Source organism: Paenibacillus hodogayensis, assembly GCF_039536325.1.
GTDB classification, from domain to species: domain Bacteria; phylum Bacillota; class Bacilli; order Paenibacillales; family NBRC-103111; genus Paenibacillus_AB; species Paenibacillus_AB hodogayensis.
Genome location: NZ_BAAAYO010000010.1, coordinates 596220 through 613834 on the forward strand (window position 1 = coordinate 596220; position 17615 = coordinate 613834).

Here is a 17615-nt window from a genome sequence, read left to right on the forward strand (position 1 = left end):
GCGGTCCCCGCATCGGGTTGTCGGTTGTCTATTCGGCGCCCGTCTCCGGTACCATTTTTCTGCGAAACTTTGCCAAAAACTCATAAACGATCGGAACGATGACTAGCGTCAGCACCGTGGAGCTGATCAGGCCGCCGATCACGGTAACGCCAAGCCCTTTGGAGATCAGGCTGCCGCTCGTGCTCTCGAAGCCGAGCGCCAATGGCAGCAGCGCCCCGACCGTAGCCAGCGCCGTCATCAGAATCGGCCTGAGCCGGGTAGACCCAGCCTCCAGCAGCGCCTCTCGCGGACTCAGGCCTTCGCGCTCCTTGTGCAGCACCCGATCGAGCAGAACGATGGCGTTCGTCACGACGATGCCGATCAGCATAAGCGCCCCCATCATCGCCGAAGCGCTGATCGTTTCTTTGGCCAAATACAGACCGACCAGCCCGCCGATAATGGTGAACGGCAGGGAGAACAAGATCGCGAACGGCGTCAGCGCCCCGCCGAACGTAATGACGAGCAGCAAGTAGACGATAGCCACCGCTGCCGCCATAGCCATCCCCAACTGGGTGAACGTCTCGTTAATCTGCTCGGTGACGCCGCCGAAATCGACGCGAATGCCGTCTCCCAGGCCGAGATCCTTGATCCGGCTCTGCGCGGTGCTGGACGCCTGCCCGACGTCCTTGGCTGTAATGTTCGCCGTTACCTCGACGTACAAGCGGCCGTCCTTATGCGTAATCGTGTTGGGCGAGGTGCCTTGGCGCACGGTTGCCACGTTCTTGATCGGCACTTGGATGCCGAGCGGGGACGACAGCTTGGCGTTCTCGATATCGCCAAGCGAGGAGAACGGTTGAGCGTCCGATTTCTCGTACAGGGGGTAGGGCTTGCCGTCAATCTGTACTTCGGCGAGAGCCGGACGCTCGCGCATCGGGCTGAGCCTCATCGCCAGCTGCGCTGCGGTTAAGCCGAGCTTGGCGAGCTTCGGCTGATCGGCCACGATGGCATACTGCTCGTACGTTTGCGACAGGCTCGACTCCACCTTCTCGAAGGAGCCCTCCTGAGCAAGCTCCTGACGGATGCGCTCGATGGCCGGCTTGATCTGCTCGAGCGAGTCGCCATAGACGGTCAAACTGAGCTTGTTGCCGCCAAATCCCCCGCCGAAGTCCAGCTCGCTCCATTTGCCGTCCTTGTCCAGGTTCTGCAAATCGCCGATCAGCGCTTCCTTCACTTGCTTGAAATCCGCCGTATTTTTGTCGTACTGCACGTAGAACAGCGCGGACTTGCCCGAACCTCGGCCCATCGGATTTTGCCCGCCGACGGAATATTGCAGGTTCGCTACCCCGGGACGGCCGAGCACGAGCTTCTCCGCTGCGAGCGCCGACGCTTCCACATCGGCTATCCGTTTTCCAGGTCCGGGGGTGTACGTAATCATCGCATACTTCTGCTCCTCCTCCGGCAGGAAGCTGACGCCGACAACCCCGGTCAGCGCCAGGCTCGCCGCCAGCAAGAAGACCGCGCCGAGCGAGGTCAGCGCCTTATGGTTGAGCGCTCCGTTCAGCACGCGCCGGTAAAAGCGCGCAATCGCGCCCGGCTTGTCCTCGTGGCCGCTTTTTCTCCCCGTGCCATTGCGAAACATCAAGTGGGTGAGAGCGGGCACGACGGATACCGCTACGAGCAGCGAGGCGAGCAGCGCGTAAACCATGGTCAGCGCAAACGGCATAAACAACTGGCCCACCGGTCCGCTGACCGTGCCAAGCGGCACGAAAACGGCGATGGTGACGAGCGTGGAGGACAAAATCGGTATGAACATTTCCTTGGTCGCATCCAGCACGAGCGCCTTGCCGGACAGCTTCTCGCCGCCGAGTCCCATTCGCCGGTAGTTGTTCTCGATGACGACGATGGAATCGTCCACGACCCGGCCGATCGCCACGGTCATCGCTCCGAGCGTCATGACGTTCAGCGTCACGCCGGTCTGCTTGAGCACAAGCAGGGCGATCAGCAGCGACAGCGGGATAGAGACGACAGAGATGAGCGTGGTGCGGAGGTTGCGCAAAAACAGCAAAATGACGACGACGGCAAAAATCGCCCCGAACAGCGCCTTGTTCAGCATCGTGCTGACGGACTCCTCGATCGGCTCGCCCTGGTCAAGCATGATAAGCGCATGCATGCCCGGATAGTCGGATTCGAACTGCCGCGCCTTCGCCTTGACCGCCTCGACCACATCGACGGTGTTGGCGTCGGATGTCTTCGTCACGTTGATGCCGATCGACTCGCTGCCGTTCGTGCGGGAGATCGACTCCGCTTTGCCGACCAGCCGGATGTCGGCGATCTCCGACAGTTTGACGGTCGGGATGCCGGCCGGAGACGCGGCCGCTCCGGGAGCGGCTCCTATTCCCGTGCCGCCCGCAGCGCCACCGCCCGCTGCACCGGCTGCTGCGCCTCCGCCGACGGCGTTGCCTCCGGCAGCAGTTCCCGGCGCTCCGGCTCCGGTATTCCCTCCGGCAGCCCCTCCAGGCGCGGCACCGTTCCCCGCTGCGGCCGGCGGGCCGCCTAAAGCGGCTCCTCCCGCGCTTCCGGCCGAGGGGATAACCGGCACGGCGAGGTTGCGCAGATCGTCCAGCGTCGTCATGTTGCCGTCCACGAGCACGCTCTTCTCCGCATTTTCCAGCTCGAACAGCCCGAGCGGAACCTGAATCGCCGAGCCTTGGACGATTCCTCTCACCGTTTCCTCGCTCAGCCCGAGCGAGCTCATTTTGGCCTTGTCAAACGCCAGCTCCGCCTCGCGCACATATTGTCCGGAAACCGCGACCGAGCCCGCGCCCTCGATGCCTTCCAGCGCCGGCTTCAGCTGCTCCTCCACCAGCTTTGTCAGCTCGTCGAGCTGACGATTTTCCCCGGATACGCTCAAGGAGACGACCGGGAACGCGTTCAGACTGATCTTCGTCACCTGCAAATCCGCGACGCCCTGCGGCTTGACGAACGACGACAGCGTCTGGCGCAGCTCGTTCTCGGCATCGTCCATCTTCGTCCCGTAACCGTATTCGACGACTAGCGAAGAGACGTTCTCCATCGAGGTGGAGCTTACCGAGTTGACCCCGCTCAGGTTGCGGATTCGCTGCTCCAGCGGTCCGCTCAGTTTGTCGGCTACTTCCTGAGGCGCGGCTCCCGGAAATACGGCGGACACGGTCAGTATGGGCACCTCGATATCCGGGATCGTCTCTTTCTTCATATTCGCTCCGGCGTACAATCCGGCTACCGTCACGATCAGCGTCAAAATCAGTATGGCGAATTTGTTATTCAAGGAAAAACGGATCAAGCTGCCCATCGTCCTACCACTCCTTCTCGGAAAGCGCATATACATACAGGTTGCGCAAAATTTTCCGGTTCTATCAGGAACTTCGGAAAAAACAGCTGATCCGTTTTCGGCCGTCTCCTTTGCCTATCAGACAGAGACAGACATGAAACCGTGCGCTGCCGCATACCCTTTACAAGGATTTTGATTATCGAAAGGATGAGAGGATATATGTGCGGAATAACCGGCTGGATCGACTGGCAAAGCGATTTGACTCAGCGTTCCTCCGTACTGGTGGATATGACGGCCACGATGGCGCTTCGCGGCCCGGACGCATCCGGCACATGGCTTACCCGGCATTGCGCGCTCGGTCACCGCAGATTGAGCGTCATGGACCCGGAGAACGGCGCGCAGCCGATGATCCGCAAAAAAGGGGACGTCGCGTATACCATCGTGTACAACGGGGAAATTTACAACGCCTTCGAGCTGCGCCGGGAGCTGGAGCAGCGCGGCCATGCCTTTTCGACCAACTGCGATACCGAGGTGCTGCTCGTCTCGTATATCGAATGGGGGCGCGCCTGCCTCGACCGCCTGAACGGCATATTCGCCTTCGCCATCTGGAACGATGAGGAGCAGTCGCTGTTTTTGGCGCGGGATCGGGTTGGCGTCAAGCCGCTGTTTTATGCCGAGAAAAACGGAGTGTTCGCCTTCGGCTCGGAACCGAAGGCCATTCTCGCCCATCCGGATTTTCCGGCGCGGATCGGCCGCGAAGGGCTCGCCGAGCTGCTCGTCATCGGGCCGGCCCGTACGCCCGGGCACGGCATCTACGAGCATATGGCGGAATTGAAGCCCGGCCATTACATGGTGTTCGATCGTTCCGGACTTTCCATTCGACCGTATTGGAAGCTGGAAAGCCGGCCGCATGAAGAGAACGTGGAGCAAACGGCGGCGCGCATCCGCGAACTGCTGCTCGATACCGTAGAGCGCCAGCTCATCTCCGACGTGCCGGTATGCACGCTATTGTCCGGCGGGCTCGATTCGAGCGCGCTGACGGCCATTGCCGTCGACTATTACAACCGGACCGGGCAAGGCGTAGTCGATACGTATTCGGTCGACTACGTGGATAACGACAAGCATTTCAAGGCAAACGTCTTTCAACCGAATTCGGACGCTCCCTGGATCAAACGCATGGTCGACGAGCTCGGCACCGAGCACCACGACGTTTTCTTCGATACGCCGGAGCTGTTCGCTTCCTTGATCGAGGCGATGCGGGCCCGCGATTTGCCGGGGATGGCCGATGTGGACGGCTCGCTCTATTTGTTTTGCCGGGAAATCAAGAAAGGAGCGACCGTCGCCATATCCGGCGAGGCGGCCGACGAAATATTCGGAGGCTACCCGTGGTTCCATCGCGAGGAATCGTTGAACGCGGACACGTTCCCGTGGTCGCTGTCGGCGGGCATCCGCACCGATCTGATGTCGAAGGAGACCGCCGACTGGCTGCAGCCGAAGGCGTATCTCGACGAACGGTACCGCCAGGCGCTCGACGAAGTGCCGCATCTTGCCGGAGAAACCGGGACGGCGCGGCGGATGCGCGAGATGTCTTACTTGAATATTAGCCGGTTTATGCCGACGCTGCTGGATCGCAAGGACCGGATGAGCATGGCCGTCGGCCTCGAGGTGCGCGTTCCGTTCTGCGACCACCGGCTGATCGAATACGTCTGGAACGTTCCGTGGGAAATCAAGACGTCGGGCGACCGCGAGAAGGGCATCCTACGCAAGGCGCTGAAAGGCCTTTTGCCCGACGACGTGCTGACCCGCAAAAAAAGCCCATACCCGAAGACGCACAACCCGAATTACTTGGCTGCGACCCGTGCCTGGGTGCAGGACATTCTGAACGACTCCTCCTCCCCGGTGCTGCCGCTGCTGAACGCCGATCATCTCCGGCGACTGTCGGCTCCCGAGGCGGCTTCGATCGACCTGCCGTGGTTCGGCCAGCTCATGTCAGGTCCGCAGCTGTTCGCCTACATCGGCCAGCTCGACGCTTGGATGCGGGAGTACAACGTGTCCATCCGGTAACCGCTGCTCCAATGCTCTGGTATTCTCGAAACATATGGAAAAGGCGAGCCGAGATTTACACCCGGGCTCGCCTTTTTATCGTAACCGCAAGCGGCCAATGCCGCTCGACCTCTCTCAGAGCGAGACGATAGGCATCCATACGGCAAAAAGAGCCGTCCGATGCCGGACAGCCCCTTCTTGCCGCTAACTCTATGGCTCTCACACAGGCCGCTCCGCTTGAAGAAGACGCAGCAGCTTGTCCAGCGCGCGGGCCCGGTGACTGACCGCGTTTTTGCGCTCCATCGGCAGCCCGGCAAACGTCCGGCCGAATTCCGGCACATAGAACAGCGGGTCGTAGCCGAATCCTTTTTCCCCGAGAGGCCGATCGATGATGAACCCCTCGCATTGCCCCTCTACTTGAAGCAGCGGCTTGTGGGGATCGTACAACGCTAGCGAGCAGACAAAACGCGCCGTGCTTAGCAGACGGACGGCCGTTCCGTCCACGTTCTCCGGCTTCGGCTCGAGACGGCCCGCTTTCGCCAGACCGTTCAGCTCGCCCAACAGCTTGGCGATATTGTCCGCATCCTTCGCCCCTTCTCCCGCATACCGCGCGGAATAAACGCCCGGACGCCCGTCCAGCGCGTCCACGCACAAGCCGGAATCGTCGGCGAGCGCCGGCACGCCCAGCCGGTCGGCCACGGCTTTCGCTTTAATCAGCGCATTGTCGGCGAACGTCTCCCCGTCCTCCACGATGTCCGGAATATCGGGGTAGTCGTTCAAGGTTCGCACGGTCCAGCCCAGCGGGCCGAACAAGCTGACAAATTCCCTCGCTTTGCCCGCATTGCGGGTGGCGATGACGACCGTGCTGCCGTTCGGTTGCAGGCTCATCGCTCAGGACCCCACGATCGCTGCAACCGGCCCAAGCGCTTCCTTCTGCTTCTCGATCATCGACTGGATGCCGATTTCGGCGGAGGCGAGCAAGGCGTCCAGCTCTTCGCGCGTAAACGGTGAATCCTCGCCCGTTCCCTGCACCTCCACGAACTTGCCTTGCCCGGTCATGACGACATTCATGTCGACCTTGGCCTGCGAATCTTCCTCGTAATTGAGATCGAGGCATACTTGGCCTTTCACTACCCCGACGCTGACCGAAGCCAAATAATCGGTTATCGGCGACTTGCTCAGCTTCTGGTTTTGCAGTAGCTTGTTGACGGCGAAGCATAACGCTACGAAAGCGCCTGTAATCGACGTTGTGCGGGTGCCTCCGTCAGCCTGAATGACGTCGCAGTCCAGCGTAATCGTCCGTTCCCCAAGCGCCTCGAGGCTGATGGCCGAACGGAGCGCACGGCCGATCAGCCGCTGAATTTCCATCGTCCGCCCGCCGAGCTTGCCTTTGGTCGCTTCCCGCTGGTTACGCACTTGGGTAGCCCGCGGCAGCATGGAATATTCGGCGGTAATCCAACCGCGGCCCTGACCCTTCATGAACGGCGGCACCTTCTCCTCGATCGAGGCCGTGCAGATCACCTTCGTCTCCCCTACCTCGATCAGAACGGAGCCTTCCGCATGCTTCATATAGTTGGGCGTAATTTTAACCGGTCGCGTTTGTTGGTAATTTCTTCCGTCGTTTCTCAAAAGGGCACCCCTGTCTGCATATCATCGATTGTGTTCGTCACCTGAATCGGACTTCCTCATGGACTACCTCATTTTACCAAACCCTGATCCGAAAAGCATCTTCTACGGCTAATACGAATGGGTCCATTTTTTTCCACGGCATTTTTCAACAGCTTTTCCCGTGCCCATCCGCTCTTTCAAGCTATCTTTTTATCGGAAGCGCCATTAGTTGGCTTTTGCGCATATTGCGCTGGTATTTCAAGGGAGAGATGCCGTATTGCTGCTTGAACTGGTTGCTGAACAAATAAATGTCCTTGTAGCCAAGCTCCTCCGCTACCTGAGTTACGTTTTTATTGGCTACCGTAAGCAAAGTGCGCGCTTTGTCCAGCCGGGCCCGTTTCAAGTATTCCTTCAGCGAAAGCCCGGTAAACTCCTTGAACAGCCGATTGACGTAACGCGGGGACAAGGAAACGAGACGTCCTAACTCCTCGTGGGTAATCGGGCGGGGGACACCCATTCGGATATAGTCAATTATTTTCTGCATCAGATGCCGGTGCCGGAAACGCGTCTTATGCCCGGCTTCATGCTGCAAGTACAATAGCTGCGTCATAATCAGCTTCAGCAAATAGTTGACCATCTCTTCGCTGTATGGATCGTCCCTTCCGGCAAATTCCAGCAAAGAGTTCAAATGCTGCTCGAGCCAGTAATCGTGGACGAGATTGTATCGCGGAGGCAAGGTGGCGTCGTCGGGCAGCTCGACTCCGGTCTCCAGGTCACGCATTCTAAAGTGAAAGTAAATAAGCGACATCCGGTTTTGCGGGTTTTGAATGGCGGACACGCTGTCCCCGGGCCGGAGCACGCAGCAGGTTCCCGGTCGCGCTTCATGGCGGAGGCCGTTAATATGGATTTCCCCTTCTCCTGCAAGCACATACCATATATCGAAATCGGGAAACGATGTCCGGGTCCAGCTCCAGGAATCGCCGCATTCCGTTTTTCCGAATTCCCGACTGCTTGAAAAGCGGGCATCACGCCACTCCCTCATCCGTAATCCCCCACTCTTTTTTCCCTATTTTAGCATAACTGCCCTTTTTGGTCTTTCACTATAAATTTTTTGCCACTGCCGCTATTTTGTCGTTCCGGCTGCCGTGATAAGTTATTTCTAACTGGAAACAGCGCTTACAAATCCCGGGTGTACAACGCTTACCGGTTAACCGTTTACCTAAAAAAAGAGCAGTACCGATGTCAAAGGGAGGTCTTGAAACTTGATTAGAAAACCGCTTACCCTCGCCGTTCTGCTGTCCGTCGCTTCGCTTGCGGCCGCTTGCTCGGGAGCCTCTACAGGCGACGCCGGCAGTTCCCCGAAGACGGGGGAAGCCCCGAAAAAACCCGTAGATCTTGTCTTTTACTATACCTCGACGACCGATTGGAACGAACAGTCGTTTATGCGGACGTTCGGGGACCCGATCAAGCAAAAATACCCTCATATTACGCCCAAATTTCTTCAGAGCGGCAAAGGCACCACGCTGCCCGAGCTCGTTGCGGCCGGCGAGCAGATCGACGTGGTGTTCGTGTCGACCGGTCTGAGCTCGCGTTTGCTGGAAGTCGGTTTGCAGTACGATATTACCCCTATGCTAAAACAGAACAAATTCGACGAATCGGCCATCGAGCCGCAGACGCTCGCCGCAGGACGCATTATCGGCCAGGGGGGACTTTACGGCCTGCCGGTCTATACGGTTCCCGCCACCATGTACTACAACAAGGACATTTTCGATAAATTCGGATTCGCCTATCCGAAGGACGGGCAGACTTGGGACGATACGTACCAGCTCGCTTCCAAGCTGAGCCGTACGGAAGGCGGTCAAAAATATGTCGGATTGCGCGGCTCGCTCGGCCATCTGCTGCATATTAACCAACCGTCGCTGCCTATGGTCGACCCGGCTTCCGGGCGCTCCGACTTCAGCTCCACGAAGTGGAAAGGCTTGTACGATAATCTGGCGCGGTTTTATAAACTTCCGAACTCCGCGGCCAATAAGAACGACGTGCATCAGCAGGCGCAGCGGGACGCGTTTTTCAAAAACCAGAACGCCGGCATGTGGCTCGCGATGACCAACCTGCATACGACGCCGGAGCTGAGCCCATCGTTGAATTGGGATATCGCCACCTTCCCGACATTCCCGGAACTGGGTCAGACCGGCCCGCAGCCGTATCCGACATATTTCTACGTCACCTCGACCAGCAAGCATAAAGAGGATGCGGTGGACGCCATCTCCTTCTTGACGACGAAGGAATATCAGCTGCAAAAATCGAAGGAAGGGCAACTGCTGACGATACTGAAGGACCCGGAAGTCCGCAACGGCTTCGGGCAGGGAGAAGGCTCCATCTATAAGGGCAAAAACGTAAAGGCGCTTCTGCCGCAAACGTATGCTTCTCCCGCCAATATTACGAAATTCGACAGCAGCATCCGCATCTTGCTGGAAAACGGACTATTCAGCGTCATATTGGGGGAGAAGGATATCAACACCGTTCTGCGCGAGGCCGAGGAAGAATCGAACAAACAAATCAAGGCGGATGCCAATAAATAACGGAAACGTTCACCGACCGGCATCGGCGCCTTGAGGCAATAAACGATGATCGGTTCGTAACAAACGAGCCTCGGGCAGCCCCCGAGGCTCGTCATATAAGGTGAAGCGTTACTCCCGTACGATGCACAGAACGTTACAGTTTAATGGCGTTGACGTTCGTCGGCCGCGATACCGGCTTGCTGTAGCTTTGATTGTCGGTCGAGCTTACTTTGACATCGTTGTTGACCTTGATCTGCACCTTGGCGTCTCCGGCAATTTCCGTCAAGGACAGCACGACGGCCTGCAGCGCTTCGCCCGGAGCTTTGTGGTCCGGACCGAGCAGCGTATCGCTGAAATTGACCGTAATGACCCCGTTAGCAGATTCGATCTTCGGCAGCTCGACCGTTGAGCCCATGACGGAAAACAGCTTGTTCTGCATCGGCCCGGCAATCAATTGCTCGATCGTCGCCTTCGCTTTATCGTCCGTCCGCTTCACCATACGGGTCACCGGCACGTAATACGTTTGGCGTTCGTCGGTCTGGCCGAGGAAGTACAGCGTGACCGGCGTCGTCTGGCCGAAATCCGCCCCTTCCGCCCGCTCGATGTTGATGCCCATCGCCCGGCTGAGCGTGCCTCCGAGCGGCAGCTTGCCTTGCGGCATTTCCTTCAATTGCTTGCCTTCTACCCATAGCTGCACTTCGCTTACATTCGGAAACCCGGTCAGCGCATAGGTGACGGCTTCGACGATCTTGCGTTCGTCGGCCGGATTATAGCTGGTGAACTCTTTGGAAAAGTCGACCGTGGCTACTTTTTTGTCCGGATTAATATCGATACCCTTGACGATCGTGCCTTTCGGAAGCAGTCCGGTAAAGCCCGCCGGCACGACCGCCTGGCCCGGACCTCCATCGATCATATATTCGAGCGTCGTGCGGGCGACAGCTTCGGTTTTGGGCACCTGCACGGTAACCGGCGCCACATAATTGTTGCGGTCCTTCATGTACAGCGTCACCTTCAAGCTTTGCTGCACGCCGGCGCCGGTAGCGACCGCGCCGTCCTTCTTGCCTGCCGCTCCCGGCAGCGCCGGCGGCGGGTCGATCTCCATGCTCTCCTTCGATTTCAACGCCGAGCAGCCGGAAGCCAGCATAACGGTAACCCCGGCGATCGCGGCCCATTTGGTCCATCTTGTGAGTCTCATTGGGGGAATCCCTCCTCTTCGTATCTTGTACTATTATGTATACGAGCCCATTGCCGTTTTATAACAACGGTTTGAGGATTCGTCCCAAACGTTTTTTCGACTCATGAAAACGTCTCGCTTGGGCAATAATGCAAAGAAATGCTGCCGGGCGCTTTGTCCGGTTGCCGCAATTGCCCGAAATGGAGGACGATACGTTGGAATATAGCCTGAACAGCCGCAAGGTAGCGGAGGCTACAGAGGAATGGCTCAGACGGAGAGGGGTGCAGAAGCAGGAAATCGGCGAACTCGTCATGCATTTGCAAAGAACGTATTACCCCGAGCTGACGATGGAGGAATGTCTCGAGTCGGTAGAGCGGGTATTGTCCAAACGGGAGGTGCAAAATGCCATTCTGACCGGCATCCAGTTGGATATATTGGCCGAGCAGGGCAAGCTGCTGCCGCCTCTGCAGGATATCGTGTTCAACGACGAGGGGTTGTACGGCTGCGACGAGGTGCTTTCGATGGCAATCGTCAACGTCTACGGCAGCATCGGATACACAAACTTCGGTTATATCGATAAAATGAAGCCGGGCGTCCTGAAGCGGCTGAACGAAAAAAACGGCAAGGACGTCCACACGTTCCTCGACGATATCGTCGGCGCGATCGCTGCGGCAGCAAGCAGCCGCATCGCCCACCGGAAGCAGGCGGAGAAGGAGAAGCAAGGCATTCAGCCGGACGACGACTGACTAAGCGATACGCGGCGGAGTCCCTTTTCAACAGCGGCGCAGCATTGTACCGGTATTGCGCCGTACCCGCGTGAAAAAGACGCCCCGTCCTCCGCTTTCATGGAGGGTCGGGGCGTCTTCTTCGATCGCCATCCCAATAACGCGAACTGCACGAGCGGCTGACGGGTCCGATCGTCTGAAGCTGTCCGCCGTTCTCGTCAGGGCCGGGACTGCTCTGCGATCAGAAGCGCATGCACAAATAGCTTAACGTCCCCATATCGTAGCCGCGATAAGCGATCTCCGGCTTCCGCCCGGGATCGCCGCTTCCCATCGCGATAAACAACGGAACGAAATGCTCCGCACGCGGTACCGCTTGACGGGCGTGAGGAGCAAGCGCGGCGTAGTCGAACAGCGACGCCGTATCGCCCTCGTTCATACGCTCCAGCAGCCAATCGTCGAACTCAACCGCCCATGGCTCTGCGGTTTTCTGTCCCCATTTCAGCACACGCAGATTGTGAACGGTCACGCCGCTGCCGATTACGAGTATGTCGTCTTCGCCAAATCCCCGCAGCGCTTCGCCGATCTTGTACTGGTCGGCAGGCGGCAAATACGGGTTGACGGAAACTTGCACGACCGGGATGTCCGCCTCAGGGTACATGCGGTACAGAAGCGTCCATGCCCCATGGTCCAGTCCCCGCGACGAATCGGAGGCCGTTTGGATTCCGCTGCGTTCCAGACGCTCCTTGACCAGTCCGGCGACGATCGACGAGCCCCTTGCCGGATAACGGACCCGGTACAGCTCGTCGGGAAAACCCCCGAAGTCGTATATCGTATCGTAAATCCCGTCCGAGGACGACACTGTCGTCACGTCCTGCTCCCAATGCGCGGTAAACAAAACGATCGCCTTGGGCTTGATCGTTCCGGCCAATTCGGACAAGAAACGGGTATATTCGGTCTGCTCGATCGCAAGCATCGGCGAGCCGTGCGCCAAAAACAAAGATGGAACCATGCTGCATCCCTCCAAATCATTTAGTAACTTACTTTATGTAAGTTAGTTTATAATAATAAATGAAGGATGTCAATCCACCTGATACAACGTGACGCCGTCCCGTTCGAACTCGTTGATCCGGCCTTCATTGCGCAAATAAAACAGATGGGCGATCGTCTCCGACAGCGCAAACCGGAGCTGATGAATCGATAATCGTTCCCCAAAATAGGACAGGCACAGCTCATAGGCCGAACGCGGCTCGTTCAAGACAGCCTCCATCGCGGCCAGACGCTCCTCGTGATGGCGTACGATTTCCGCCGCTCTGTCGCCGAATGTGGCGAACGGCTCCCGATGGCCCGGATACGCCCGGACTACCTTTAGGCCGGAGACTTCCCGCAAGCTGTGCAAGTAGGAGCCCAGCGGGTTTTCGTCGAAGCCGGGGATGTAGCCCACATTGGGCGTAATTTGCGGTAAAACGTGATCGCCGCAAAACAGCTCCGCGCGCTCCTCGTCGAGAAAGCATAAATGCCCCGCGGCATGGCCCGGCGTAAGTATAGGCCGATACAGCCGGTCGCCGATCGCAAAAGGCTTCTCCGGTTCGATCACGGTCAGCTCCGGTTGCGGACTCACCTGCGGCAGGAAGCCGGTCATGTGCTCGGCCATCCGCTCGAGCGTCGCTACGTCCATGCCGTGCGCGTCAAACAGCCCGAGCAGCTTCGCGCTCATCGTCTCGCCCTCTCCCCATAACGCGCGGGTCTGCTCCAGACCGGTCCGGGAAATATGCACCGGCGCGCCGGAGCGCTCCTGGAACCAGCCGCTCAACCCGTAATGGTCGGGATGATGGTGGGTCAACACGATTTTGTCCAGCCCGGAAAGCGATAGGCCGAAATGCTCCAAGGCGCGTTCCCACAGCTCCTCGGCTTCGGGGGTGCGCAAACCGGGGTCGATCAGCGTCCAGCCGGAGCGGGAGCGTACGATGTAGCTGTTTACCCACCGCAGCGGAAACGGCAAGGGCACTTTGATTTGCGCAATCGTTTCATTGCACTCTATAAACGGTTTAATCACGGATTTCCATTCCCTTCCTTGGTTCCAGCGGCAACGAGAAATCCCGGCGAGCCTCTGCTTCTTCGCTCGTCCGTTCCCTCAAGCCGGCTTGGTGCAGCATCGCTTGTTACCGCATTATACCATTGGACGGCCTCCGGGAAAATGCTCCTAATCCTCGAAGCGTTTCTCGCGAACGACGAAAAGAGACGTTTGCGGTCGTCAAAACCGCGCACGTCTCCTGCACATTCCCTTTACTTTTTGTACCGCGAGCCGGCAATCCGTTCCTGCAGCAGTCCGTGAAACCGTTCTTCGTCGAGCGGAAGCTCCGCCCAGTCGTCGGTCCAAGCCGACAAATACATGGCGTTGGACAGCGACAAGCCGCGAATGCCTTCCTGCCCCGGCGCCACAAGCGGCGTTCCTTTGCGGATCGCGTCTACCCAGTTTTGGGTCACGGCTTTGTGCCCGTTCGGGCCGGCGGCCACCGGCACGTCGATCTTCCAGTTTTCCGGCTGGCCGAAGGCGCTCTTGGCCGTCAGGTTGAACTCCGGCTCCGGCACGCGCAGACGCCAGAACGTCAGCTTGTCGTTCTCAATTACCACTTTGCCGCGATCGCCCGTAATTTCATAACGGTTCGTTCCCGGCGTCTCGCCGGTCGTCGTAATGAACACGCCCGTCGCTCCGTTCGGATATTCCACGTACGCCGTTACTTCGTCCTCGACCTCGATATCCCGGTACTTGCCGAACGAACAGAAGGCGCGTACCCGCGTCGGCAGCATGCCCACGGTCCATTGCCACAAATCGAGCTGATGCGGGCATTGGTTCAACAATACGCCCCCGCCTTCGCCCGCCCAGGTCGCGCGCCAATCGCCGGAGTCGTAGTAGCTTTGCGTCCGGTACCAGGTCGTAATGATCCAGTTCGTGCGGCGGATCTCGCCCAGTTCGCCGCTGTCGATCAGATCCTTCAGCTTAATATAAAGCGGATTCGTCCGCTGATTGAACATCATCGCAAATTTGACGCCGCTCGCTTCCGCAGCCTCATTCATCTCGCGCACCTGCTTCGTATAAACGCCGGCCGGTTTCTCGCACAAAACGTGAATTCCGCGCGCAAACGCCTTCATCGAAGTGCCCGGATGATCGAAATGCAGGTTGCAGATCATAATCGCGTCCACCGCACCCGAATCGAGCATGGCGTCCACCGTCTCGAACGTCTGCAGCTTCTCGCCGAACTGCTCCTTCGCCCAGCGCAGCCGGTCCGCGCTAATGTCGCACACGGCGGCGAGCTCCGCTCCGTCTATTCCCCCGGTAACGATATTCCTGGCATGGGCCGTCCCCATATTCCCGATACCCACGATTCCGATTCTTACCACACTCATGGTCTGCTTCCGCTCCTTTGCAGCAACGATTTGGTGTAAGCCGCTCCTTTCATCCTACCATAAAGGGAAACGGGTCTCTTAACCCTCGTTGCCGAATCGCGACTCCCCGATTGACTGTGATTGGTCTGCTGTCCTATCTCTACGCTGGCCCGTCTTACCGGAACGTCCGGACTCCGCCAACGGCGCTTTCCGTCAGGTCGGAACCGTTTGCTTGCGGTACTGCTCGGGGGTGCAGCCGACGCGGCTTTTGAACATCCGCGTGAAATGCGACGGATGCTTGAAGCCGACCTTGTAGCATACTTCGGTAACGGTCAAATCCCGCTCCAATAAAAAATGGATCTTGGACTGGTTGATCCGGCGATGGTATACGTAATCGAATATGGTCGCGCCGGTTACCTCCTTGAACAGCTTGGACAAATAATATTTGTTCAAGTGCAGCTCCTGCTCAAGATGCTCCAGATGCAGATCGTCCTGGTAATGCTCTTCGACGTAGTCAATAATGTTCTGCGCATGACGCTCCTTGTCGGATGGATAGGTCGGGGCCGCACCCGCTGACTGGCAGCGCTCATAGACCAACAGCAGTAAATCCAGAAACGCCGCGACCAGCCGGTCTCGCGCTTGCGGGTTATCTGTCAGCCTGCACAGCCGGGCAAGCAGTGCCTCGACCTCCGCCCGGTCTTGCCCCTGAAAGTGAATACGGCGGTTTTTCCATTCATAGAACGGCTGCAGCATGTTGACCGTAAACGGCATATCGACGAACGGCTTCAGGAATGCCGGGTCGAAATGGGCGATTGTCCGCCGGTAAGGCATCGTCAAATCCACGTTAGGACAATGGAGGGTCATGCCGTGCATGAGAATGAGATCGCCGGGCGAAAGCACGAATATTTTATCGCCAATCAAATAATTCGCCTTGCCCTCGTGGAAATAGTAAATTTCAAAATGCGTATGGGAATGAAACTTCATGCTCGTCGCGCCTTCGCTGTAATGAACCTCCAAAGGCCGGATATGAAATGGCGGTCGCACCGGATGTCCCCCTCGCCTTGTTACTCTAAGTGTAGCATGCGAAGCGGCACACATAAAGCTTAAAAGCCTCCGTGCTCTTGCCTCATTCCGGGAGGCTCGAGACGCCCGCAACGGGTCAATCCGGCTTAAGGTCGTGCCTCGTCTGCATGTACAGCCATTTGCCGTCCGCAGACGCACCGATCAATTCGCTGTATGGCGATACGCCGGAGAGAATCGTTCTCGTCCGCCCGCTGTCCGCGTCGTACACGTACAAATGCTGCACGTCGCTGCTCTCCGCCTGTTCGTACGCTTTATACGCGAACGAATGAGTCGTTCCGAGCCACTGCACCGGATAACCGGACATGCCGTCCGGGACGCCCGCCCTTTTCTCGTCGCCCTTGTACAGCCCGCCGTTCGCATACATGCGGTACGTTCCGTCTTCGGACGCTACGAAGCCCGACCAGATCGCCGCTTCCTGCGGCGCGTTCCAAGTGCCGATCCGGTCTTCCGCCCGGTCGTAGCTATAGCGAATCTCTTGGTGGTTCGCGTCGAACATCCGCGTGTATACCCGCTTGCCGTCGTCGTAAAAGGCTACGGGCATCACTCCGTCGCTGACCATATCGCCTTCCATGCTGCCGATCAGCGCCTTATCCCATCTGCGCTGCGCCCCGCTAGCCAAATCGATCCAGACGAGATCGAGGTCGGCCGTTTGCCGGGCATCTTTGCCGACGGCGGCGATGATTGCACTGCGGTCTTTGGTGAATTCCGCGCCCTGGACATAGCCGTCCAACCGGATATGCGTCACATCCTTGCCAGCGGGTACATTCGGAGCGCCCGTGTCGGCGAAGAGGAAGCCTCGCCTATCGACCGCGATGTCCCCCGTCCCGACGTACCGGGTAAACAGCGGAACCGGGTAGTCGATCACGGACCGCGCGGCCGCGTCATACACCGAATAAAGCGGAACCGACCGGGCGTCGCATTCGCAATATTGGGTCGGCCGGGTCAGCAGCACGAACCGCGCTCCCTCGTCCAGCAGATGAATTCCGTAGGGCACGCCAAACGCGGCCAGTCGCTCCGTCTTGCTTCCGTCGGCAGACACTCGCCACAATTGGTCGGGAGCGGTTACGACGAGACGGTAGCCGGAATCGTCTGGCATCGTTTCGCCTTGCTTCGTTTTCGCGCCGCTAACGTTCACCGCGTAAATCCGGTTCATGTCCTCGACGAAATCGTCAGCGGTAAGCTGCAGCTGCACCCGCAGTTCGGTGTCGCTTTGCCAGTCGAATACGAATTTGCCCGCCCCGTCCACCTGCTCTTGGCCGCGCATGCTCGCATTCGCCTGGACGATCGCCAGGGCGACGGATTCCCGGTCCATCGGCTGCCCGAAGGCGATGCGGAACGATTGCGGGGTCGGCGGAACGAGCGTCGTGGCCGGGGCCTTCAGCCGGGCATCGCCTTCGAACGTCATGGCGACGCTTGGCCGTTTCCGCTCCGGTTCGACGTTCCGAACGGTTGTTTCGCCGCTGCCGCCCTGGGGAACGTCCGCATGGCCGGTTTCGGGCGTTTTTGCCGGGCTTGCCGGCTCTTGCGAAGGCTGGAGCTGACTCGCCGAAGGGCGGTTAACGGCCTCCTCCGAACTCGCCTCCTTCCCGCTTTCGCAGCCGGCAGCCGCAAGCATAAGCACAGCCGCGCCCAAGCAAATCCACCATTTCATTCGCTCTCCTCCATTTTTCATCTTTACTTATGGAGACGACCGGAGATGGAGAATAGTTGCTTTATTTTGCCAATTTATTAGAGTTGAATTACCGAATTGC

The 17615-nt window shown here is 58.5% G+C and carries 13 protein-coding genes; 3 read left to right on the forward strand and 10 right to left on the reverse strand.

The genetic code is table 11. From position 1 onward, the window contains the following. Nucleotides 1-28 precede the first annotated feature (28 nt). Nucleotides 29-3307 carry an efflux RND transporter permease subunit gene (locus ABD796_RS21700; protein WP_344911708.1) on the reverse strand — a complete coding sequence of 1093 codons (3279 nt, stop codon included), beginning with the start codon at nt 3305-3307 and terminating at the stop codon, nt 29-31. Nucleotides 3308-3505: 198 nt separating this feature from the next. Between ABD796_RS21700 and asnB the strand changes: the two genes are divergently transcribed. Then, nucleotides 3506-5350 (forward strand): asparagine synthase (glutamine-hydrolyzing), encoded by a 1845-nt coding sequence (asnB, locus tag ABD796_RS21705; protein ID WP_344911710.1) that lies wholly within the window; start codon nt 3506-3508, stop codon nt 5348-5350. A 198-nt stretch (nt 5351-5548) separates the two neighbouring features. On the opposite strand, the gene ABD796_RS21710 is transcribed toward asnB, so the two are convergent. The 3 genes from ABD796_RS21710 to ABD796_RS21720 form a co-directional block, all read right to left on the reverse strand. Then, nucleotides 5549-6211, reverse strand: coding sequence for a non-canonical purine NTP pyrophosphatase (locus ABD796_RS21710; protein ID WP_379117686.1), 663 nt, complete (start codon nt 6209-6211; stop codon nt 5549-5551). A 9-nt stretch (nt 6212-6220) separates the two neighbouring features. Further along, entirely contained in the window at nt 6221-6958 is a 738-nt protein-coding gene (rph, locus tag ABD796_RS21715) for a ribonuclease PH (RefSeq protein WP_344911714.1), read from the reverse strand. Nucleotides 6959-7139: 181 nt separating this feature from the next. Next, nucleotides 7140-7979 carry a helix-turn-helix transcriptional regulator gene (locus tag ABD796_RS21720; protein ID WP_344911716.1) on the reverse strand — a complete coding sequence of 280 codons (840 nt, stop codon included), beginning with the start codon at nt 7977-7979 and terminating at the stop codon, nt 7140-7142. Nucleotides 7980-8199: 220 nt separating this feature from the next. Here ABD796_RS21720 and ABD796_RS21725 point away from each other — a divergent pair, with 220 nt between their 5' ends. Continuing rightward, nucleotides 8200-9519 carry an ABC transporter substrate-binding protein gene (locus ABD796_RS21725; RefSeq protein WP_344911718.1) on the forward strand — a complete coding sequence of 440 codons (1320 nt, stop codon included), beginning with the start codon at nt 8200-8202 and terminating at the stop codon, nt 9517-9519. A 133-nt stretch (nt 9520-9652) separates the two neighbouring features. Here ABD796_RS21725 and ABD796_RS21730 read toward each other — a convergent pair whose 3' ends face one another. Next, nucleotides 9653-10693: a GerMN domain-containing protein gene (locus tag ABD796_RS21730; RefSeq protein ID WP_344911720.1), complete on the reverse strand. Its 1041-nt coding sequence runs from the start codon at nt 10691-10693 to the stop codon at nt 9653-9655. Nucleotides 10694-10872: 179 nt separating this feature from the next. On the opposite strand from ABD796_RS21730, the gene ABD796_RS21735 reads away from it, so the two are divergent. Continuing rightward, nucleotides 10873-11418, forward strand: a complete 546-nt coding sequence (locus ABD796_RS21735) for a phosphatidylglycerophosphatase A family protein (protein WP_344912918.1) — start codon at nt 10873-10875, stop codon at nt 11416-11418. Nucleotides 11419-11638: 220 nt separating this feature from the next. On the opposite strand, the gene ABD796_RS21740 is transcribed toward ABD796_RS21735, so the two are convergent. The 5 genes from ABD796_RS21740 to ABD796_RS21760 form a co-directional block, all read right to left on the reverse strand. After that, the gene (locus tag ABD796_RS21740; protein WP_344911722.1) at nt 11639-12406 is read right to left on the reverse strand and encodes a DODA-type extradiol aromatic ring-opening family dioxygenase; all 768 of its coding nucleotides are present in this window, start codon (nt 12404-12406) and stop codon (nt 11639-11641) included. Nucleotides 12407-12475: 69 nt separating this feature from the next. Then, nucleotides 12476-13450 (reverse strand): MBL fold metallo-hydrolase, encoded by a 975-nt coding sequence (locus tag ABD796_RS21745; RefSeq protein WP_344911724.1) that lies wholly within the window; start codon nt 13448-13450, stop codon nt 12476-12478. Between the two features lie 230 nt (nt 13451-13680). Continuing rightward, complete coding sequence (locus ABD796_RS21750) at nt 13681-14802, reverse strand: Gfo/Idh/MocA family protein (protein WP_344911726.1); 1122 nt, start codon at nt 14800-14802, stop codon at nt 13681-13683. Nucleotides 14803-14994: 192 nt separating this feature from the next. Continuing rightward, nucleotides 14995-15825 carry a helix-turn-helix transcriptional regulator gene (locus tag ABD796_RS21755; RefSeq protein ID WP_344911728.1) on the reverse strand — a complete coding sequence of 277 codons (831 nt, stop codon included), beginning with the start codon at nt 15823-15825 and terminating at the stop codon, nt 14995-14997. A 115-nt stretch (nt 15826-15940) separates the two neighbouring features. Beyond that, complete coding sequence (locus tag ABD796_RS21760) at nt 15941-17515, reverse strand: hypothetical protein (RefSeq protein ID WP_344911730.1); 1575 nt, start codon at nt 17513-17515, stop codon at nt 15941-15943. Nucleotides 17516-17615: the final 100 nt, after the last annotated feature.